The sequence below is a fragment of the Leucobacter sp. wl10 genome (assembly GCF_003569785.1).
GTDB lineage: Bacteria > Actinomycetota > Actinomycetes > Actinomycetales > Microbacteriaceae > Leucobacter.
Genome location: NZ_KZ984020.1, coordinates 1 through 15,239, shown reverse-complemented (window position 1 = coordinate 15,239; position 15,239 = coordinate 1). Strand labels below are relative to the sequence as shown.

The window sequence follows — 15,239 nt, the reverse complement described above, 5'->3', positions numbered from 1 at the left end:
AAGATGCGGCACCAAACCCCCAGCGATTCATGATGCTGCCCGGATCAGTGTGCCGAGGGGGGAAATGCGCCCTGCTGGGCGATGGAGCGGCGCGAGATCCGTAGTGCGGTCACGAAGGACACGCGGTCGGGGTCATGCCCCGAGACGGTCGCGGCATCGAACATCAGGCTCCGGATCGCGTAGTGGCAGCACAGGTGTCCCCAGATCTCTTGTCTCACGAGCTCCGGGGTGCCCGAGCGCAGCACTTTGCGTGGTCCGCGCTGGTGTGTTTTCAACTCATCGAACGCGGTCTCGATTTCCCACCGCTGGGCATACGCTGCCGCGAGCTCGGCTGCGGGAACGTCTTCCGGGTCGAGGATCGTGGTGATCAGCCGGTACGGTCCTGCCTCCGCTCGCCCGTCATTGATGGTGTACTCGATCACTCGCACCCGGGTGGGGTGCTCGCGTTTCTTGTCGGTCTTCGAATCACAGACCGCGCTGATCCATGACCCGTCGCTCAGCGCTTCGAGCACGGGGAGTTTCAGGCGCGACTGCACTCGCCAACACAGATCCGCCCCAGTGGCAGCGGCCCGCGTCCACGCCGCGTGGGAGTAGAAGCCACGGTCGGCCAGGCACAACATCCCCGATTCCAGTCGGTCCAGCAGCTCGCCCGACGCGGCGTTCTCCGACACGGTGTACGGGTCAACCACAGCGTCGATGACCGCGTGCGATCCGCACTCAGCGACCGCAACAACCCTGGCCTGCGGGAACGCGGCCCGCTCACCTTTCATGACACCGGGCCTTCCGAAATGCTCATCATTGCCGGGCGCGTCGGCAACGTCCAGGCAGGTGCCATCGATCGCGACCAGACGCCTCCCCGCAAGAAACCCACCCGGAGTCCCCGGTAGTGACAGCGGCGACACGACCCGACGAAACAGAGCTTCCAGCGGGGCCGCCCCCAGCCGGGAACGCGCATGCGAGATCGCTGCCTTGCTCGCCAAGCGCTCCGGCTGATCCTCGCGTGCCGCCCACGCCAACCCATCAGTCACCACCGCGAGGACATCCTCATACGAACCGTCTGAATGCAGCGCCATCCCGATCGCGAAATACGCGACCGCGCGAGCCGACAACGACCTGCGACGCTGCTCGGTTCGCCCACACTCCGCGATCACCTCATCCACGAGCACCGGCGGGAACACTCGGGTGAGCACCCCCACCGATACCGCATCAGACAAACGAACATCAGAGACCGGCTTCCGCCACCCAGAACGAGGCATGCACCCAGCGTAACCCCGAACGCACTAATTAAACGATATTGTCACTAGATCCGTATCGAGCGACCAAGCAGCTCGAACCGAGGCCAGCGATCCCGCTCCATCGCGACCCTCGGGCCGAGGGCTCCCGAGGTCACCAGAAACGAAGGAAGCCCTGACGAGAAGTGGCTTCTCATCAGGGCTTTTCCGTCGGGATGACAGGATTTGAACCTGCGACCCCCTGACCCCCAGTCAGGTGCGCTACCAAGCTGCGCCACATCCCGTTGTTCTGTTGTTTCGGGCCGCTGGAGAGGCTACTGCCTTTGACCCCCAGGCAGACGGATCGACCACTTTCCCCACCTGACCAGGGTTTTGGCGTTCCATACGTTGCAGAGCGCGTCATGTTTTGCATGCTTTGCAGAACGTTGACCACTAGATTGGCCCACTAGATTCTTCGGTTCCAGAGCCTCTGGCGAGTTGCCTCACGAGGGGTTTATGGTGACTTTGTGGCGGCCTGTTCGGGCCTCTGGTTCGCACCTCGGATGCTCGACGAGCCCTGTCACACGCTCCACATGCGTTCGGCAGGGTTCCAAGTGCCGTCGAGCGTCGGTTCGGTGAGGATCGGATCAGCGAACGCGACACATACGTCGAGGAGTTCAGCGAAGGCAACGGGAGTGGTCTCGGTCAGTCGTTGTTTCCGCCGCCAGGTCGCCCACTTCGCCTGAGCGAGTTCGGGCATATGGCCGAGTCGCTGTGCGAGCGATTCGAGTTTCACGCCTCGATGGTTCGCAACAATGCGGATCGCTTCCCGCAGATCGCCCGCGGAGATGGCGCGTGTTCCCGCGATAGCGGCGATGTCCACGAAGTCTCGCCAACGGGTGTTCACCTCGCCGCGATCGATCGCGGTGAGTATCTTCTCCGCGAGCACCATGTGATCGGGGTAACCGTTCAGCCGCAGCGTGCCGCCGAGCAGTCTGGGGAGTTCCGCGGTGGTCGGGGCCGGCCAGATCGGGTCGCCGAAGTTCACATCGACATGCAGCGCGATGCGGGCCGGGCCGAGCCCTGCGGTGATCTTGACTCGCACGCCGGAATAGTCGGCTTCATCTCGAATCGGTTGACCTGCCACGGACTCCGCGTCGAACTCCAAGCCATCTTCGAGTGGCTGCGCGATAACTTCACGCACCCGCTGCTCAACCTCGGCGATGTCGTTGCCGAATCCCGATGCGGCGAGGTCGATGTCTCGCGTAGGGCGTCGAGCAGCGAATGCCGCCATCAATACACCACCCTTGAGTACGAAGTCATCCGCACGCACGGATGCGGTAAGACGCTCGAGGAATCCTTCGAGAGCATATAGCGTGAAATACTCCGCGGGCTCGCGGCCATGACGCTTGGCGAGATTGCGGAGATCGTTGTAGGCGCGGCCAGCTAGGGTGTCTCGTGTGGGAGCCGGGGTCATAGCAGTGCCTCCAGGGCAAGTCGGAGCCGAGGGACAACAGTTGGGAAAGACCTGGCCGTTCGGAGAAGGGTCGCCGGCGAGTTGCCGCGCCCTCGGAGCCAGCGTCGGAGCGCTTCGTGCGCCACGTCGCTTCCTTCGCGGTGCATGAGCCGGAAGGAATCGATGATCGTACGCTCGGCGGAGTAGATTGCCACGCTCATCCCCCCGATGTCCCGCAGTTCCCGGCCGATCTCGAAGGTTTCCGGATCGAACGAATGCCAGGAGGCATGATCGAAGCCCGCGGGGTGGCGGGTGCCGCGCGGAAGCGCGATATCTGCACCAAACGGGATCGCATCGCTCAAGTCATGGTGAACCAGGGCGCTAGTCAAGCAGAGCGTCGCTGCCTGATGCACCGCGGTGGCGGCCGCGAGGGTCACGAGTGATGGGTCGAGCGCGCCAGGTCGCACGAAAACGCCGCGGGCGATACGCTCCAGATCACCGCGCTGCAGGAGATCGTAGATGCGATCCTTGCCGATACCGGCAGCGCGCGCAGCGGCAAGGGTGAACGCAGGCGCCGTGAACTCCACTACTTCCACCTCCTAACCGTTTACAGACCAATGGTATCTGTAGACGGTTAGGATCATCAAGAGGAGGGCCCTAGTGTCCTGGTCCGGTAGTTCGTTGCAGAAATCTGCCGAGTGAGGCGAGGATCTGCTCGGCGCTCTTGGTCCAGATGAAGGGCTTCGGGTTCTCGTTCCATGCAGCTACCCAGCCGCGGAGGTCTTTCTCGAGGGCTTGCACGGACCGGTGGTCGGAGCGCTGCAGCAACTCGCGAGTGACTTCGGCGAAGAGCCGTTCGACTTGATTGATCCAGGACGAGTACGTCGGTGTGAAGTGCATGTGGAAGCGGGGATGCTTCTCGATCCACGCGGTCACGGTCGGGGACTTGTGTGTGCCGTAGTTGTCGCAGCTCACGTGCACGTCCAGGTGCTCGGGAACCTGCTGGTCGATCTTCTGCAGGAACTTCTTGAACTCGACCGCTCGGTGCCGGCGGTGGGTGGACGCGATCACGGTGCCGTCTTGCACGTTCATCGCGGCGAACAGGCTGGTGGTGCCATGCCGGAAGTAGTCATGCGTGCGTTTCTCGGGCATGCCCGGCATCATCGGGAACGCGGGCTGCGACCGCGACAGCGCCTGCACCTGTGATTTCTCGTCCACGCTGAGCACGACCGCCGACTCGGGCGGGTCGAGGTAGAGGCCGACGATGTCGTAGACCTTCTCCACGAACAGCGGGTCGTTGGAGAGCTTGAACCCGTCGGTTCGGTGCGGCTGCAGCCCAAACGCGGTCCAGATCCGCCCGATCGTGGAGCGCGACAGACCGGAGCGTTCAGCCATCTTCGCGCGTGACCAGTGCGTTGCGTTCGCAGGGGTCTGCTCCAACGTCGCGACCACGACGTCCTCGACCTGCTCTGCGGTGATCGTCGCGGGCCTGCCTGGTCGCGGCTCGTCGACGAGCCCGTCCAGACGATGTTCGATGAACCGGGTCCGCCACTTGCGCACCGTCGGAGCCGAACACCCCACCAACGCCATCACCTCGGTGTTCAGCAGACCATCACCGCAAGCCAGCACGATCCGCGACCGAAGCGCGAGCGCCTGCGACGACTTCCTCCGGCGAGACCACCGGACAAGCTGTTCCCGCTCCGCCTCCGTCAACACCAGCTCTGCCTTCGGACGCCCAGTTCGTGCCATACCCCATTCTACAACTAATGAAACGAATTAACGGCGCAAGACACTAGGTGGTCGAGAGATGAACTCTTGGTGAAGTGAGGACCCGCACCTTGCCAGATGTTTCGATAACCATCAATATAGAAATATGTCGATTCAAGAAGTTGAGCTGCTCATTGTCGGTTCAGGCCCTGCCGGATACACCGCGGCGCTGTACGCCGCTCGTGCGGGGCTCGCCCCGGTGGTGATTGCGGGATCGGTGTCGGCGGGAGGTGCTCTAATGACGACCACGGAAGTGGAGAACTTTCCGGGCTTCATCAACGGAGTGCAGGGGCCGGAGTTGATGGCGTCGATGCGTGCGCAAGCCGAACGGTTCGGAGCGCGGATTGTGTACGACGACGCGACCAGGGTGGATCTCGCGAACGAGTGGAAGACCGTCGTGACCGGAGGCGGTAGCACGTATCGGGCCAAGGCGGTGATCATCGCGATGGGTTCGGCGTACCGGAAGCTCGGCCTCCCCGAGGAGGCTCGCTTGTCTGGGCATGGGCTGTCGTGGTGTGCGACGTGCGACGGGTTCTTCTTCCGGGACCGCGAGATCGCGGTGGTTGGAGGCGGGGACTCCGCCATGGAGGAGGCGTTGTTCTTGACGAGGTTCGCGTCGAACGTGACGATCGTGCACCGGAGGGACGAGTTCCGGGCCTCGAAGATCATGGTGCAGCGGGTGCTCGACCACCCCAAGATTGAGGTTGCGTGGAATAGCGAAGTCGCCGCGATCCTCGGCGACGATCAGGTAACTGGGCTACGTCTGCGCAACACGGAGACGAGTGCGGAGCGGGCCTTGGACGTAGCGGGAGTGTTCGTGGCAATTGGACACGACCCGCGCTCGGAGCTGGTGACCGGACAGGTCGCGATCGACAGCGCCGGTTATGTGATCGTCGCGCATCCCTCGACTCGGACGAACCTTCCGGGCGTGTTTGCTGCCGGTGACCTCGTGGACCGCACCTATCGGCAAGCGATCACTGCCGCGGGCACCGGCTGCGCCGCGGCCCAGGATGCGCAGCACTACCTCTCGAGCCTCGCCCCGGTCGTCGCGGTCGCAGATCCGACCCTCGAGGCGTCCACATGACCGCGGTGACGCCGCGCGTCGCTCCGAAGCGGCTCTCCACGCTCGACAAGTGGCTGCCGTTGTGGATCGGGCTCGCGATGATCGCGGGGCTGGCGCTCGGCCGCTTCGTACCCGCACTGTCGGACCTGCTGGCTCGGCTCGAAGTTGGCGGCATCTCTGTGCCGATCGGGATCGGGTTGCTGGCGATGATGTACCCGGTGCTCGCCAAGGTGCGTTACGACAAGGTGGCCGCCGTCACCGGCGATAAGAAGCTGCTTGTCTCCTCGTTGGCGCTGAACTGGATGGTCGGGCCCGCGGTGATGTTCGCACTCGCCTGGATCTTTTTACCTGATCTTCCCGAGTACCGGACCGGTCTGATCATCGTGGGGCTGGCGCGGTGCATCGCGATGGTGGTGATCTGGAACGATCTCGCCTGCGGAGACCGTGAGGCCACCGCGGTGCTCGTCGCGATCAACTCCGTGTTCCAGGTTGTGATGTTCTCGGTGCTCGGCTGGTTCTACCTCACCGTGCTCCCCGCTTGGCTCGGCCTTGATGCCCAGGGCCTTGATGTCTCGGTGTGGCAGATCGCGGTGAACGTGTTGGTGTTCCTCGGGATCCCGCTCATTGCCGGCTTCGCGTCCCGCTGGATCGGCGAGAAGCGCCGCGGTCGGGCCTGGTACGAGGAGAAGTTCCTCCCGGCTGTCGGGCCGTGGGCGCTGTACGGGCTGCTGTTCACGATCGTGCTGCTGTTCGCCCTGCAAGGGGAAGCGGTTACCTCGAACCCGCTCGCGGTGGCCCGCATCGCGCTGCCGCTGCTGGTCTACTTCGCCCTCATGTGGTTCGCCGGGCTCCTCCTGGGCAAAGCGCTCGGCCTCGGCTACGCACGATCGACGACCCTGGCGTTCACCGCCGCCGGCAATAACTTCGAGCTGGCGATCGCGGTCGCTATCGGCACCTTCGGCGCTGCTTCGGGGCAGGCACTCGCCGGCGTCATCGGCCCGCTTATCGAGGTTCCCGTCCTCGTCGCCCTCGTCTACGTCTCCCTGTGGGCCGCACGAGCCTGGTTCCATATCGACCCCTACACCACCCGCGCACTTGAATCGAGGGCCTCATGACTGACACCACCTCCCCTCCGGTAGCTGACACCTGCGCACCGTCGGTGACGCATGCGATCGGCACGGACGCGGCCGTCACCGTGGCGGGCGCGCTGAAGGCGATCGCGGATCCGCTGCGCCTGCGGATGCTGTCGGCAATCGCTGCCGACCCGCGAGGCGAGTCCTGCGTGTGCGACCTCGCAGAACTCGCCGACGTGTCCCAGCCAACCGTCTCCCACCATCTGAAAGTCCTCAAGGACACGGGAATGTTGCTGTCCGAACGGCGCGGCACCTGGGTCTGGTACCGGATCGCGGCCCGTAGGCAACAGGCAGTCGCAGCGCTGCTCGACGCGTTCGCCCCCGCCGCGATCACAGACGACCTCGGGGATCCCGAAGACTCAGAGGATGCTCTGCTTCGTGCGGAAACCCTGCGCGACATGGATAGACGAGTGACGCGCCTGGGCGAAGAACTCGCGGACGAACTGACCGGGCTGAGCCGAGATCTGGTGATCGCGATCGTCCGCGAATCCTATGCGGGCCTCGTGCGATCCGCGAAGATCACCCGTCACCTGATCCCGCTGACCGAGCGCTTCGCCCGCCAGCGCCTTACCGATGTCGCCCGCGACCGGTCGTCAGGGGTGCCGCAGGTGCTGTTCGTGTGCGTGCAGAATGCGGGACGGTCCCAGCTCGCCGCCGCGATCGTCAATCAGCTTGCACAAGGTCGCGTGATCGCTCGCTCCGCGGGGTCGGCACCCGCAACGGATGTGCACCCGCGCGTCCGTTCGCTGCTCACTCAGATCGAGGGCGAACACGACGCGGTAGCTGCGTTCCCGAAGCCGCTCACCGACGACGCCGTGCGTGCCGCCGACGTCGTCGTGACGATGGGATGCGGCGACGTCTGCCCGATCATTCCTGGCGTCCGCTACGAGGACTGGGCCGTCGGAGACCCCGCACTCGCCTCCCCGGAGGGCATCGACGCGATCCGCGACGACATCGAGCGCCGCGTGCACACCCTGCTCACCACTCTCACCTGACTGAAAGCAGCGAACTGAATATGAACGATCAGAAACCCTCCGTGCTGTTCGTGTGCGTCCACAATGCCGGACGCTCACAGATGGCCGCCGGCTTCCTCCGCCACCTCGCGGCAGGCCGCATCGAGGTGCGTTCTGCCGGGTCGATGCCCGCCGACAAGATCAACCCCATCGCTGTCGCAGCCATGAAAGAGATGGGCATCGATATCACCGCCGAGCGCCCCAAGGTGCTGAGCACCGAGGCGGTGCAAGCTTCGGACGTGGTGATCACGATGGGCTGCGGCGACGCCTGCCCGTTCTTTCCCGGCAAACGATACGAGGACTGGAAACTCGACGACCCCGCCGGCCAGGGTGTCGAAGCGGTGCGGCCGATCCGCGACGAAATCAGGTCGCGGGTCGAGACGCTGATCGCAGAACTCCTCGAACCGTGACCCGAGATGCGTCGGCGGCGCCTACGAGGCCGCCCGGGAGCGTCGCGGAGGTGTTCCGTGCGTTTCTGAAGCTCGGCGTCACGTCGTTCGGTGGGCCAATCGCGCACCTCGGCTACTTCCGCGAGGAGCTCGTCGTCCGCCGCAAATGGGTAAGCGAGCCACAGTACGCCGAGCTCGTCGCGCTGTGCCAGTTCCTCCCCGGCCCGGCGTCGAGCCAGGTCGGGTTCGCGCTCGGCCTGATCCGCGCCGGCTTCCGCGGCGCGGTAGCGGCATGGGTAGCGTTCACGCTGCCCTCGGCGCTGCTGCTCGTGCTCTTCGCTATCGGCGCCGTCAGGCTCGAAGGCGTCATCGGGCACGGCCTGATCCTGGGGCTCAAAGCCGTGGCGGTCGCGGTTGTCGCACACGCAGTCATCGGAATGGCGCGCACGCTGACGCCGGATCTGCGGCGCATCCTGATCGGTCTTGCCGCCGCAGGCTTGGCGTTGCTGCTCCCTGGCAGCCTTGGGCAGATCGCGGCGATCCTCACCGGTCTCGTCGCCGGGGTGCTGTGGTGCCGCGGTGCGGCCGTGTCTCGGGCGGAGGCTCTGGCGGTGCGGGTCTCCCGCAAGACGGGGATCGCGGCTCTGGTCGTCTTCGGTTGTCTGCTGACGGGCTTGCCGGTGCTCGCCGCACTCACCCAGAACACCTGGGCCCAGATCGCAGACGCGTTCACCCGTGCCGGGGCGCTCGTGTTCGGCGGCGGGCACGTCGTGCTGCCGTTGCTGCAGGCGGAATCCGCCATCGCCGCTTCGATCACGCCCGAACAGTTCCTCGCCGGATACGGGGCAGCCCAAGCAGTGCCCGGCCCGCTCTTCACCTTCGCCGCCTACCTCGGATTCGATATGATGCCCGGCCCGCTCGCCCCCGTCGCAGCGCTGCTTGCGCTGGTCGGCGTCTTCGTGCCTGGTCTCCTCCTGCTGGTCGCAGCCCTGCCGTTCTGGGATCGGGTGCGCCAGAACCCGAACATCCGATCGGCACTCGCGGGTGCGAACGCGGCCGTCGTCGGCATCCTCGCCGCGTCGCTCTGGACCCCGGTGATCACCTCCGGGATCACCGGGGTCGCGTCGCTCGGAATCGCCGCAGCATGCTTCCTGCTCCTCGCTGTGTGGAGACTCCCGGCGTGGGTCGCAGTCCTCATGGGCGCAGTAGCGGGGGTGACCGTGGCCATTACCGGCGTGAGCCTGGACTGGGCTTGAACCAGTCGGGATCCTGTCCCTGCTGGTAGACGTCGGGGATGCCATCTGCGTCCGCGTCGACCGCATCGCGCAGTGCGATGCGCCGGTACCGGCGGTTGCGGGTGCCGAGCAGGATTGCCGCGAGCACCGCGGCACTCACGGAGGCGGCAAGGATTGCAACTTTGGCAGTATCCTGCTCGACGGATCCGGGCGGGAAGCTGAGTTCGGCGACGAGTAGTGACACGGTGAACCCGATGCCGGCGAGGAGCCCGACTCCGACCATGTCGATCCACCGAAGTTCCGGGTCGAGCTTCGTGCGAAGCGCCTTCGTAGTGAGCCAGGTCGTGGTCACGATTCCGAGCGGCTTGCCCAAGACGAGGGCGGCCACGATTGCGAAGGTGATGGGGTTCGTCATCGCGTCACGGATTCCCTCGGCCCCGCCGACGGAGACACCGGCGGCGAAGAACGCGAAGACGGGCACCGCGATCCCAGCCGACAGAGGGCGGAATCGGTGCTCGAACTCCTCCGCAAGCCCTGGACGACCCGAGGCCGCCTCCCGGTCCGCGCGGCGGTGCAGCACCGGGATCGTGAATCCGAGCAGTACGCCTGCGATGGTGGCGTGCACGCCGGAGGCGTGCATCAGGGCCCACGCGACGACGCCGATGGGGAGCAGGATCAGCCAGGCCGCGAACGGGTGCAGTCCGAAGAAAACTCGGTAGCGTTGCGCGATGAACCCGTAGGCCGCGATGACTGCGAACGCCAGCAGCAGGGGCAGGATCTCGATGTGGTCGGTGTAGAACACGGCAATGATGCTGATTGCGATCAGGTCGTCGACGACGGCGAGAGTGAGGAGGAAGATCCGCAATGCTGGGGGCAGGTGGGAGCCGATGATCGCGAGGACGGCTACGGCGAACGCGATATCCGTGGCGGTCGGGATCGCCCACCCTGCCAGGAGCGCGGGCTGCTGCCAGACGATCACCGCGTAGATGAGCGCTGGGGCGGCTACGCCGCCTGCGGCGGCCGCGATCGGGACGATCGCGGTGCGGAAATTCCTGAGATCGCCGGCGACGAACTCGCGTTTGAGCTCGAGACCGACGAGGAAGAAGAAGATCGCGAGAAGCCCGTCGGCCGCCCATGCCCCGAGGCTGAGGTTCAGGTGCCAGGGCTCGTAGCCGATCTTGAAATCCCGCAGAGCGAAGTACGCGTCTGCGGCGGGCGTGTTCGCCCAGATGATCGCGATGAGGGCGGCGCCGACGAGCAGCATACCGCCGACGGCTTCTTTTCGCAGCAGCGCGCCGATGCGCTTCGCCTCGGCGAACGTCCCATAGCGAGGGAAGGTGCGATTGGGTGGTGTTTGGGCGGTGTTCAAGGCATCTCCTGAGGTGTGCGCGCAGGCTGAGAGGAATCGGCTCGAATCAAGCCCCTGCACCGCGTCGGGACGAGGGGATCGATTTAGGGTCAGGCTGCAGGCGTCGTGGGAGTGGTACCGGAGAGCATCGCACCCCAGGAGGAGATGTACCCGTTCGTGCCGCGATGTGGCAATACCCAGCCCGTTGGCATGAAAGCCGCGTGAAACCGGTGCTGCGTCATCACATTCAAGGATATCAGCGCCCCTTGACGGGTCACAGTGCGCCTCTTGCCCAGGCTTCGGTGAATCCGCACTCTTCGATATCGCGCCAGGTGAGCGTGACGTCAGCCCAGGAGCCGTGCCCTGGTCCGAGGGCTTCCTCGAGACGGTCATGCAGCAGTGCCGGGTCAGCGCAGTCGGTGAGGTCGAGCACGAGCACTTGCAGGTATCGGGCACGGTCACGTTCCACATCGTTATGCAGCCGCGAGGCGAGGCCCGTGGGCAGATTCACGAGCAGTGATTGCGGGAACCCGGTCGGCCGAAGGCAAGCGATACCAACCCGTAGGACGGCAGGATGCGTATCGAGTTCGTGTTTCAGATCCTGAATGGTGTCATGCCAGCGGGCACGCGCAGCTTTCCGCGTCGCACAGTTCCGGAGGTCTACGCCCCAGAGCATTCCGCGCGACGGAGCATGCTCCAGATCCTCATCGGTGTACGGTGTCTGCGGCAAGGGGTCGCCGCGAACCAGGAACGAGACAGGCAAGAAAGTCTCCTCGGAGGGTCGGGTCGAAGTTGTTTCGCCGACCAGACTTCCCGGCACACCATTCGCTGGATGCGGCAATGCCGCGCAGCGGTCTCCCACTCTACGCCCTCTCCGCGCTCCGTGCGCAAGCACTGCCGTAGAAGGAATCTTCGACGAATATTGTCGTGCGGAGTAAAGTCGAGTGCGGTGCGCCGGGAAGTCTGGTCGGCACACCGCCCGTCCGGGTGGTGTTCATGAATGCTGAGGACAGCCCTATGGATACGCGCACCGGGAACATCGCGATAGCGCGCGTGCGCGACCTTGCCCACCGCGCCACTGCCCGCACCCGCTATCTCGCCGGGCACTCGCCGGCGCGCATCGCGATCCTCGTGTTCGCCGCCGCGGTGCTGCTGTTCACGGCGCTGCTCATGCTGCCGATCGCATCGCACACCGGCACGGTCACCGCGCTCCCCGATGCATTGTTCACAGCGGTGTCGGCGGTGACCGTTACGGGGCTCACGACCGTGGACACGGGCGAGCACTGGTCGATGTTCGGGCAGGTCGTGATCCTGACCGCGATCCAGACCGGAGCGCTCGGGGTCGTCACGATCGCGCTGCTCCTCGCACGGATGGTGACGCGCAGACTCGGAATCAGCGGGCGGGTGTTCGCGCAGTCGAGCATCGGCACCACCGGGCTCGGGGACGTGAAGCGCCTCCTCCGGGTGGTGGTCGTCACGACGTTCACGATCGAGTTCGTGCTGATGCTATTCCTCGTCCCCGCCTTCATCGTCGCCGAAGGGTCGTTCGGATGGGGACTCTGGTATGGGGTGTTCTATGCGATCTCGGCGTTCGCGAACGCAGGCTTCACGCCGCATGTCGGAGGCATGGGCCAGTTCGCCGACAATCCATGGATCTTGTTCCCGCTTGCGATCGGCGTGTTCGTCGGGAGCTTCGGATTCCCCGTGTTCCTGAACCTCATCCGTGCAAAGTGGACGCGGAAGCGTTGGACGCTCCACACGAAGCTCACCATCATCACCACCATCGTGTTGTTCGTGCTCGGCACGGTCGCCTGGGCGGGGTTCGAGTGGGCGAACCCGGCCACGATCGGCGGTGAGACCTGGTGGGCGAAGATCGGAAACGCGTTCTTCGCGTCAGCGATGCTGCGCTCCGGCGGCTTCGCCGTCGTCGACACGGAATCGATGACGGCGACGACGATGCTTCTCAGCGACGCGCTCATGTTCGTCGGAGGCGGATCCGGCTCCACCGCCGGCGGCATAAAGGTCACCACCCTCGCCGTACTGTTTCTCGCGATCTGGGCCGAAGCGAAAGGCACTCAGCACACCAACGCCGCAGGCCGCAGGATCCCGAACAGCACCCTCAGACTCGCGATCAGCGTCGTGTTCCTCGGTGCCACACTCGTGCTCACCGCCACCTCCCTGCTCACTACCGTGAGCGACGCCACCCTCGATCGCCTCCTGTTCGAGACGATCTCCGCATTCGCGACCTGCGGTCTCTCCGTCGGGATCTCCGCGGAAGTCGGCCCATTCGGGAAATATGTGCTCTCTGCGCTCATGCTCGTCGGACGCGTCGGCCCGATCGCACTCGCGTCCGCCCTCGCCGTACGACAGCGCAAGGAGCTCTTCCGGCTTCCTGACGAACGACCTATCATCGGATAACCAGACAGAGGTCAGTGCCCGTCGCCAAGCCCGCCGGTAAGCCTCGTATGGAAAGCAGTCGTATACTCGTTCATCCCGATCAGTTCGACCGTCTTGCCATGCTGCTCGTACTTCGTCACGATCGCATCGAGCGCGGCCACGGTCGACGCATCCCAGATATGCGACTGCGTCATATCGACCACCACTTGGCCGGGATCCTGAGCGTACTCGAACTGGGTGGTCAGATCATTGCTCGAAGCGAAGAACAACTCACCGACGACCGTGTAATAGGCGCGCTCCTCACCGAAGTGCTCCATCACTTCACGCTTGACAGTCACGAAGTGCGCGACCCGGCGCACGAACATCACCGACGCGACGAACACCCCGACCACCACACCGATCGCGAGGTTATGGGTCGCGACGACGACCGCGACCGTCACGACCATGACCGTGGTCTCGCTCTTCGGCATCCGCTTCAGCGAGGACGGCCTGATGGAATGCCAATCAAAGGTGCCCACGGACACCATGATCATCACCGCCACGAGAGCTGCCATCGGGATGATCGCCACTATATCGCCGAGGGCAACGATCAGGATGAGGAGGAACACGCCCGCGAGGAAAGTGGAGATTCGCGTGCGCGCACCCGACGCTTTCACGTTGATCATCGTCTGTCCGATCATCGCGCACCCGCCCATCCCGCCAAAGATGCCCGAGGCGATGTTCGCGACGCCCTGCCCCCAGGACTCGCGCGTCTTGTTCGAGTGCGTATCGGTGACATCATCGACGAGCTTCGCCGTCATGAGCGACTCCATCAGCCCGACCAGCGCCATGGCGAGGGCGTAGGGGGCGATGATTGTGAGCGTCTCGAAGGTGAGCGGCACGTTCGGGATGAACAGTTCGGGCAGGCTGCGGGGCAGTTCACCCTTGTCGCCGACGGCTGGCACGTTGATCGCGAAGATGACCACGGCCGCGGTGACGACGACGATCGACACGAGGGGGGCCGGGACCACCTTGGTGATCTTCGGCATGAAGACCATGATCAGCAAGCCGATAGCGATCAGCGGGTAGACCATCCACGGCACGCCGAGGAGTTCGGGCACCTGCGCCATGAAGATGAGGATCGCGAGTGCGTTGACGAACCCGACCATGACGCTGCGCGGGATGAAGCGCATCAGCTTCGCCACCCCGAACACCGCCAGCACGATCTGCAAGAGGCCGGCGAGGAGCACGGTGGCAATGAAGTAGTCCATCCCGTGGTCACGGGCGACCGGTGCGATGACCAGTGCGATCGCACCGGTGGCTGCGGTGATCATCGCGGGGCGACCGCCGACGAATGCGATCGTGATCGCCATGATGAACGACGAGAACAACCCGACCTTCGGGTCAACGCCCGCAATGATCGAGAACGAGATCGCCTCCGGGATCAGCGCGAGCGCGACCACCAGCCCCGCAAGCGCTTCTCGGGTGAGGAGGCGCGGGGTCTTAAGCGCCGTGCGTACGGAAGGTTCAGGGCGATACCGCTTGCGGTCTTCTACAGTGGTGCTAGTGGTCACACCCATCAACCCTAACGTAACGGGAGATTTGGTGCGAAGCGAGAAGAGGATAACTTCGGGATGAGCGATGTGGGAATGATGCATATTGGCGAGCTCGCCCAACGCACAGAACTGTCCCTGCGCACCATTCGTCACTATGACGAGATCGGCCTCCTCGCACCGTCGGGACGTTCTGAGGGAGGCTTCCGGCTGTATACCGAGGGCGACTACGACCGGCTGATGCTCATCCGCCGGATGAAGCCCCTCGGCTACTCTCTCGACCAGATGGGCGATCTACTGCACGCTATCGATAGCGCTTCGCCGTCTGGCGCTGACCAAGAGGACGCGCGCCGCACGCTAGAAGATTTCCGGCAAGACGCGATGGAGCGACGCGAAAAGCTCGTAAAGCAACTCGAGATGGCGGACGAGTTCCTCCGTCTCCTTGCCATTGAAACGGAATGAGCGAATGTTACCCCAACCGCTTTGCTACTCGATCCGGATCATCGCCACATTTCACAGTCATATTTATCACTTTGTTCACGTTCTCCGCTTTCCTTGGCGCGGTCACGACGAGCGGCCCCTCGGGGGCGCTCGGAGCATCGATCGCTCTAATTGCGGTGTTCCTCCCCTCCGCGCTTCTCGTCATCGGTGTGTTGCCGTTCTGGAATCGGCTGCGCCGAGCCCCGAGGGTGCAG

At 64.6% G+C, this 15,239-nt stretch carries 14 protein-coding genes, 1 tRNA gene and 1 pseudogene; 8 read left to right on the top strand and 8 right to left on the bottom strand.

Features of this window, described 5'->3' with window-relative positions; all coding sequences use genetic code 11:
- Positions 1 to 44: 44 nt before the first annotated feature.
- The 5 genes from D1J51_RS17480 to D1J51_RS17460 form a co-directional block, all read right to left on the bottom strand.
- Positions 45 to 1,256 (bottom strand): IS4 family transposase, encoded by a 1,212-nt coding sequence (locus D1J51_RS17480; RefSeq protein ID WP_119077265.1) that lies wholly within the window; start codon positions 1,254 to 1,256, stop codon positions 45 to 47.
- A 186-nt stretch (positions 1,257 to 1,442) separates the two neighbouring features.
- A tRNA-Pro gene (locus tag D1J51_RS17475) sits at positions 1,443 to 1,516 on the bottom strand.
- Positions 1,517 to 1,791: 275 nt separating this feature from the next.
- Entirely contained in the window at positions 1,792 to 2,688 is an 897-nt protein-coding gene (locus D1J51_RS17470; protein WP_031289568.1) for a nucleotidyl transferase AbiEii/AbiGii toxin family protein, read from the bottom strand.
- Positions 2,685 to 3,254 (bottom strand): type IV toxin-antitoxin system AbiEi family antitoxin domain-containing protein, encoded by a 570-nt coding sequence (locus D1J51_RS17465; RefSeq protein ID WP_017882821.1) that lies wholly within the window; start codon positions 3,252 to 3,254, stop codon positions 2,685 to 2,687. The genes D1J51_RS17470 and D1J51_RS17465 overlap by 4 nt, the downstream gene beginning before the upstream one ends.
- Before the next feature lie 70 nt (positions 3,255 to 3,324).
- Positions 3,325 to 4,416 (bottom strand): IS630 family transposase, encoded by a 1,092-nt coding sequence (locus tag D1J51_RS17460; protein ID WP_031289567.1) that lies wholly within the window; start codon positions 4,414 to 4,416, stop codon positions 3,325 to 3,327.
- 124 nt (positions 4,417 to 4,540) lie between these two features.
- Here D1J51_RS17460 and trxB point away from each other — a divergent pair, with 124 nt between their 5' ends.
- The 5 genes from trxB to chrA are packed head-to-tail and all read left to right on the top strand — an operon-like array spanning position 4,541 to position 9,288.
- Positions 4,541 to 5,518 (top strand): thioredoxin-disulfide reductase, encoded by a 978-nt coding sequence (gene trxB, locus D1J51_RS17455; protein WP_081611577.1) that lies wholly within the window; start codon positions 4,541 to 4,543, stop codon positions 5,516 to 5,518.
- Entirely contained in the window at positions 5,515 to 6,612 is a 1,098-nt protein-coding gene (arsB, locus tag D1J51_RS17450; RefSeq protein ID WP_017882818.1) for an ACR3 family arsenite efflux transporter, read from the top strand. The genes trxB and arsB overlap by 4 nt, the downstream gene beginning before the upstream one ends.
- On the top strand, positions 6,609 to 7,625 hold the full coding sequence (locus D1J51_RS17445) for a metalloregulator ArsR/SmtB family transcription factor (protein WP_119077263.1): 1,017 nt from the start codon (positions 6,609 to 6,611) through the stop codon (positions 7,623 to 7,625). Before arsB ends, D1J51_RS17445 begins: the two co-directional genes overlap by 4 nt.
- A gap of 20 nt (positions 7,626 to 7,645) precedes the next feature.
- Positions 7,646 to 8,053, top strand: a complete 408-nt coding sequence (locus tag D1J51_RS17440; protein WP_119077261.1) for an arsenate reductase ArsC — start codon at positions 7,646 to 7,648, stop codon at positions 8,051 to 8,053.
- Between the two features lie 50 nt (positions 8,054 to 8,103).
- Positions 8,104 to 9,288 carry a chromate efflux transporter gene (gene chrA, locus D1J51_RS17435; RefSeq protein WP_119077260.1) on the top strand — a complete coding sequence of 395 codons (1,185 nt, stop codon included), beginning with the start codon at positions 8,104 to 8,106 and terminating at the stop codon, positions 9,286 to 9,288.
- Here the strand turns inward: chrA and nhaA are convergent.
- Both nhaA and D1J51_RS18110 read right to left on the bottom strand, forming a co-directional pair.
- Positions 9,260 to 10,636, bottom strand: a complete 1,377-nt coding sequence (nhaA, locus tag D1J51_RS17430) for a Na+/H+ antiporter NhaA (protein ID WP_119077258.1) — start codon at positions 10,634 to 10,636, stop codon at positions 9,260 to 9,262. The genes chrA and nhaA overlap by 29 nt on opposite strands.
- Before the next feature lie 253 nt (positions 10,637 to 10,889).
- A complete protein-coding gene (locus tag D1J51_RS18110) occupies positions 10,890 to 11,378 on the bottom strand; it encodes a hypothetical protein (RefSeq protein ID WP_162903919.1) in 489 nt (162 codons plus the stop codon).
- A 254-nt stretch (positions 11,379 to 11,632) separates the two neighbouring features.
- Between D1J51_RS18110 and D1J51_RS17425 the strand changes: the two genes are divergently transcribed.
- Positions 11,633 to 13,033 carry a TrkH family potassium uptake protein gene (locus D1J51_RS17425; protein ID WP_017882812.1) on the top strand — a complete coding sequence of 467 codons (1,401 nt, stop codon included), beginning with the start codon at positions 11,633 to 11,635 and terminating at the stop codon, positions 13,031 to 13,033.
- An 11-nt stretch (positions 13,034 to 13,044) separates the two neighbouring features.
- Here the strand turns inward: D1J51_RS17425 and D1J51_RS17420 are convergent, their stop codons facing one another.
- The gene (locus D1J51_RS17420; protein WP_031289565.1) at positions 13,045 to 14,571 is read right to left on the bottom strand and encodes a SulP family inorganic anion transporter; all 1,527 of its coding nucleotides are present in this window, start codon (positions 14,569 to 14,571) and stop codon (positions 13,045 to 13,047) included.
- Between the two features lie 54 nt (positions 14,572 to 14,625).
- Here D1J51_RS17420 and D1J51_RS17415 point away from each other — a divergent pair, with 54 nt between their 5' ends.
- Together D1J51_RS17415 and D1J51_RS17410 are read left to right on the top strand one after the other, a co-directional pair.
- Positions 14,626 to 15,006, top strand: coding sequence for a MerR family transcriptional regulator (locus D1J51_RS17415; protein ID WP_017882810.1), 381 nt, complete (start codon positions 14,626 to 14,628; stop codon positions 15,004 to 15,006).
- 71 nt (positions 15,007 to 15,077) lie between these two features.
- Positions 15,078 to 15,239, top strand: a pseudogene (locus D1J51_RS17410) (chromate transporter); the annotation flags it as partial.

Bases quoted from the DNA above. Each gene is read 5' to 3' on its own strand.
- D1J51_RS17425 (WP_017882812.1), top strand. From the start codon at position 11,633: ATGGATACGCGCACCGGGAACATCGCGATAGCGCGCGTGCGCGACCTT.
- D1J51_RS17415 (WP_017882810.1), top strand. From the start codon at position 14,626: ATGAGCGATGTGGGAATGATGCATATTGGCGAGCTCGCCCAACGCACA.
- trxB (WP_081611577.1), top strand. From the start codon at position 4,541: ATGTCGATTCAAGAAGTTGAGCTGCTCATTGTCGGTTCAGGCCCTGCC.
- D1J51_RS17480 (WP_119077265.1), bottom strand. From the start codon at position 1,256: ATGCCTCGTTCTGGGTGGCGGAAGCCGGTCTCTGATGTTCGTTTGTCT.
- D1J51_RS17460 (WP_031289567.1), bottom strand. From the start codon at position 4,416: ATGGCACGAACTGGGCGTCCGAAGGCAGAGCTGGTGTTGACGGAGGCG.
- D1J51_RS17445 (WP_119077263.1), top strand. From the start codon at position 6,609: ATGACTGACACCACCTCCCCTCCGGTAGCTGACACCTGCGCACCGTCG.
- D1J51_RS17420 (WP_031289565.1), bottom strand. From the start codon at position 14,571: ATGGGTGTGACCACTAGCACCACTGTAGAAGACCGCAAGCGGTATCGC.
- D1J51_RS17440 (WP_119077261.1), top strand. From the start codon at position 7,646: ATGAACGATCAGAAACCCTCCGTGCTGTTCGTGTGCGTCCACAATGCC.
- D1J51_RS17470 (WP_031289568.1), bottom strand. From the start codon at position 2,688: ATGACCCCGGCTCCCACACGAGACACCCTAGCTGGCCGCGCCTACAAC.
- arsB (WP_017882818.1), top strand. From the start codon at position 5,515: ATGACCGCGGTGACGCCGCGCGTCGCTCCGAAGCGGCTCTCCACGCTC.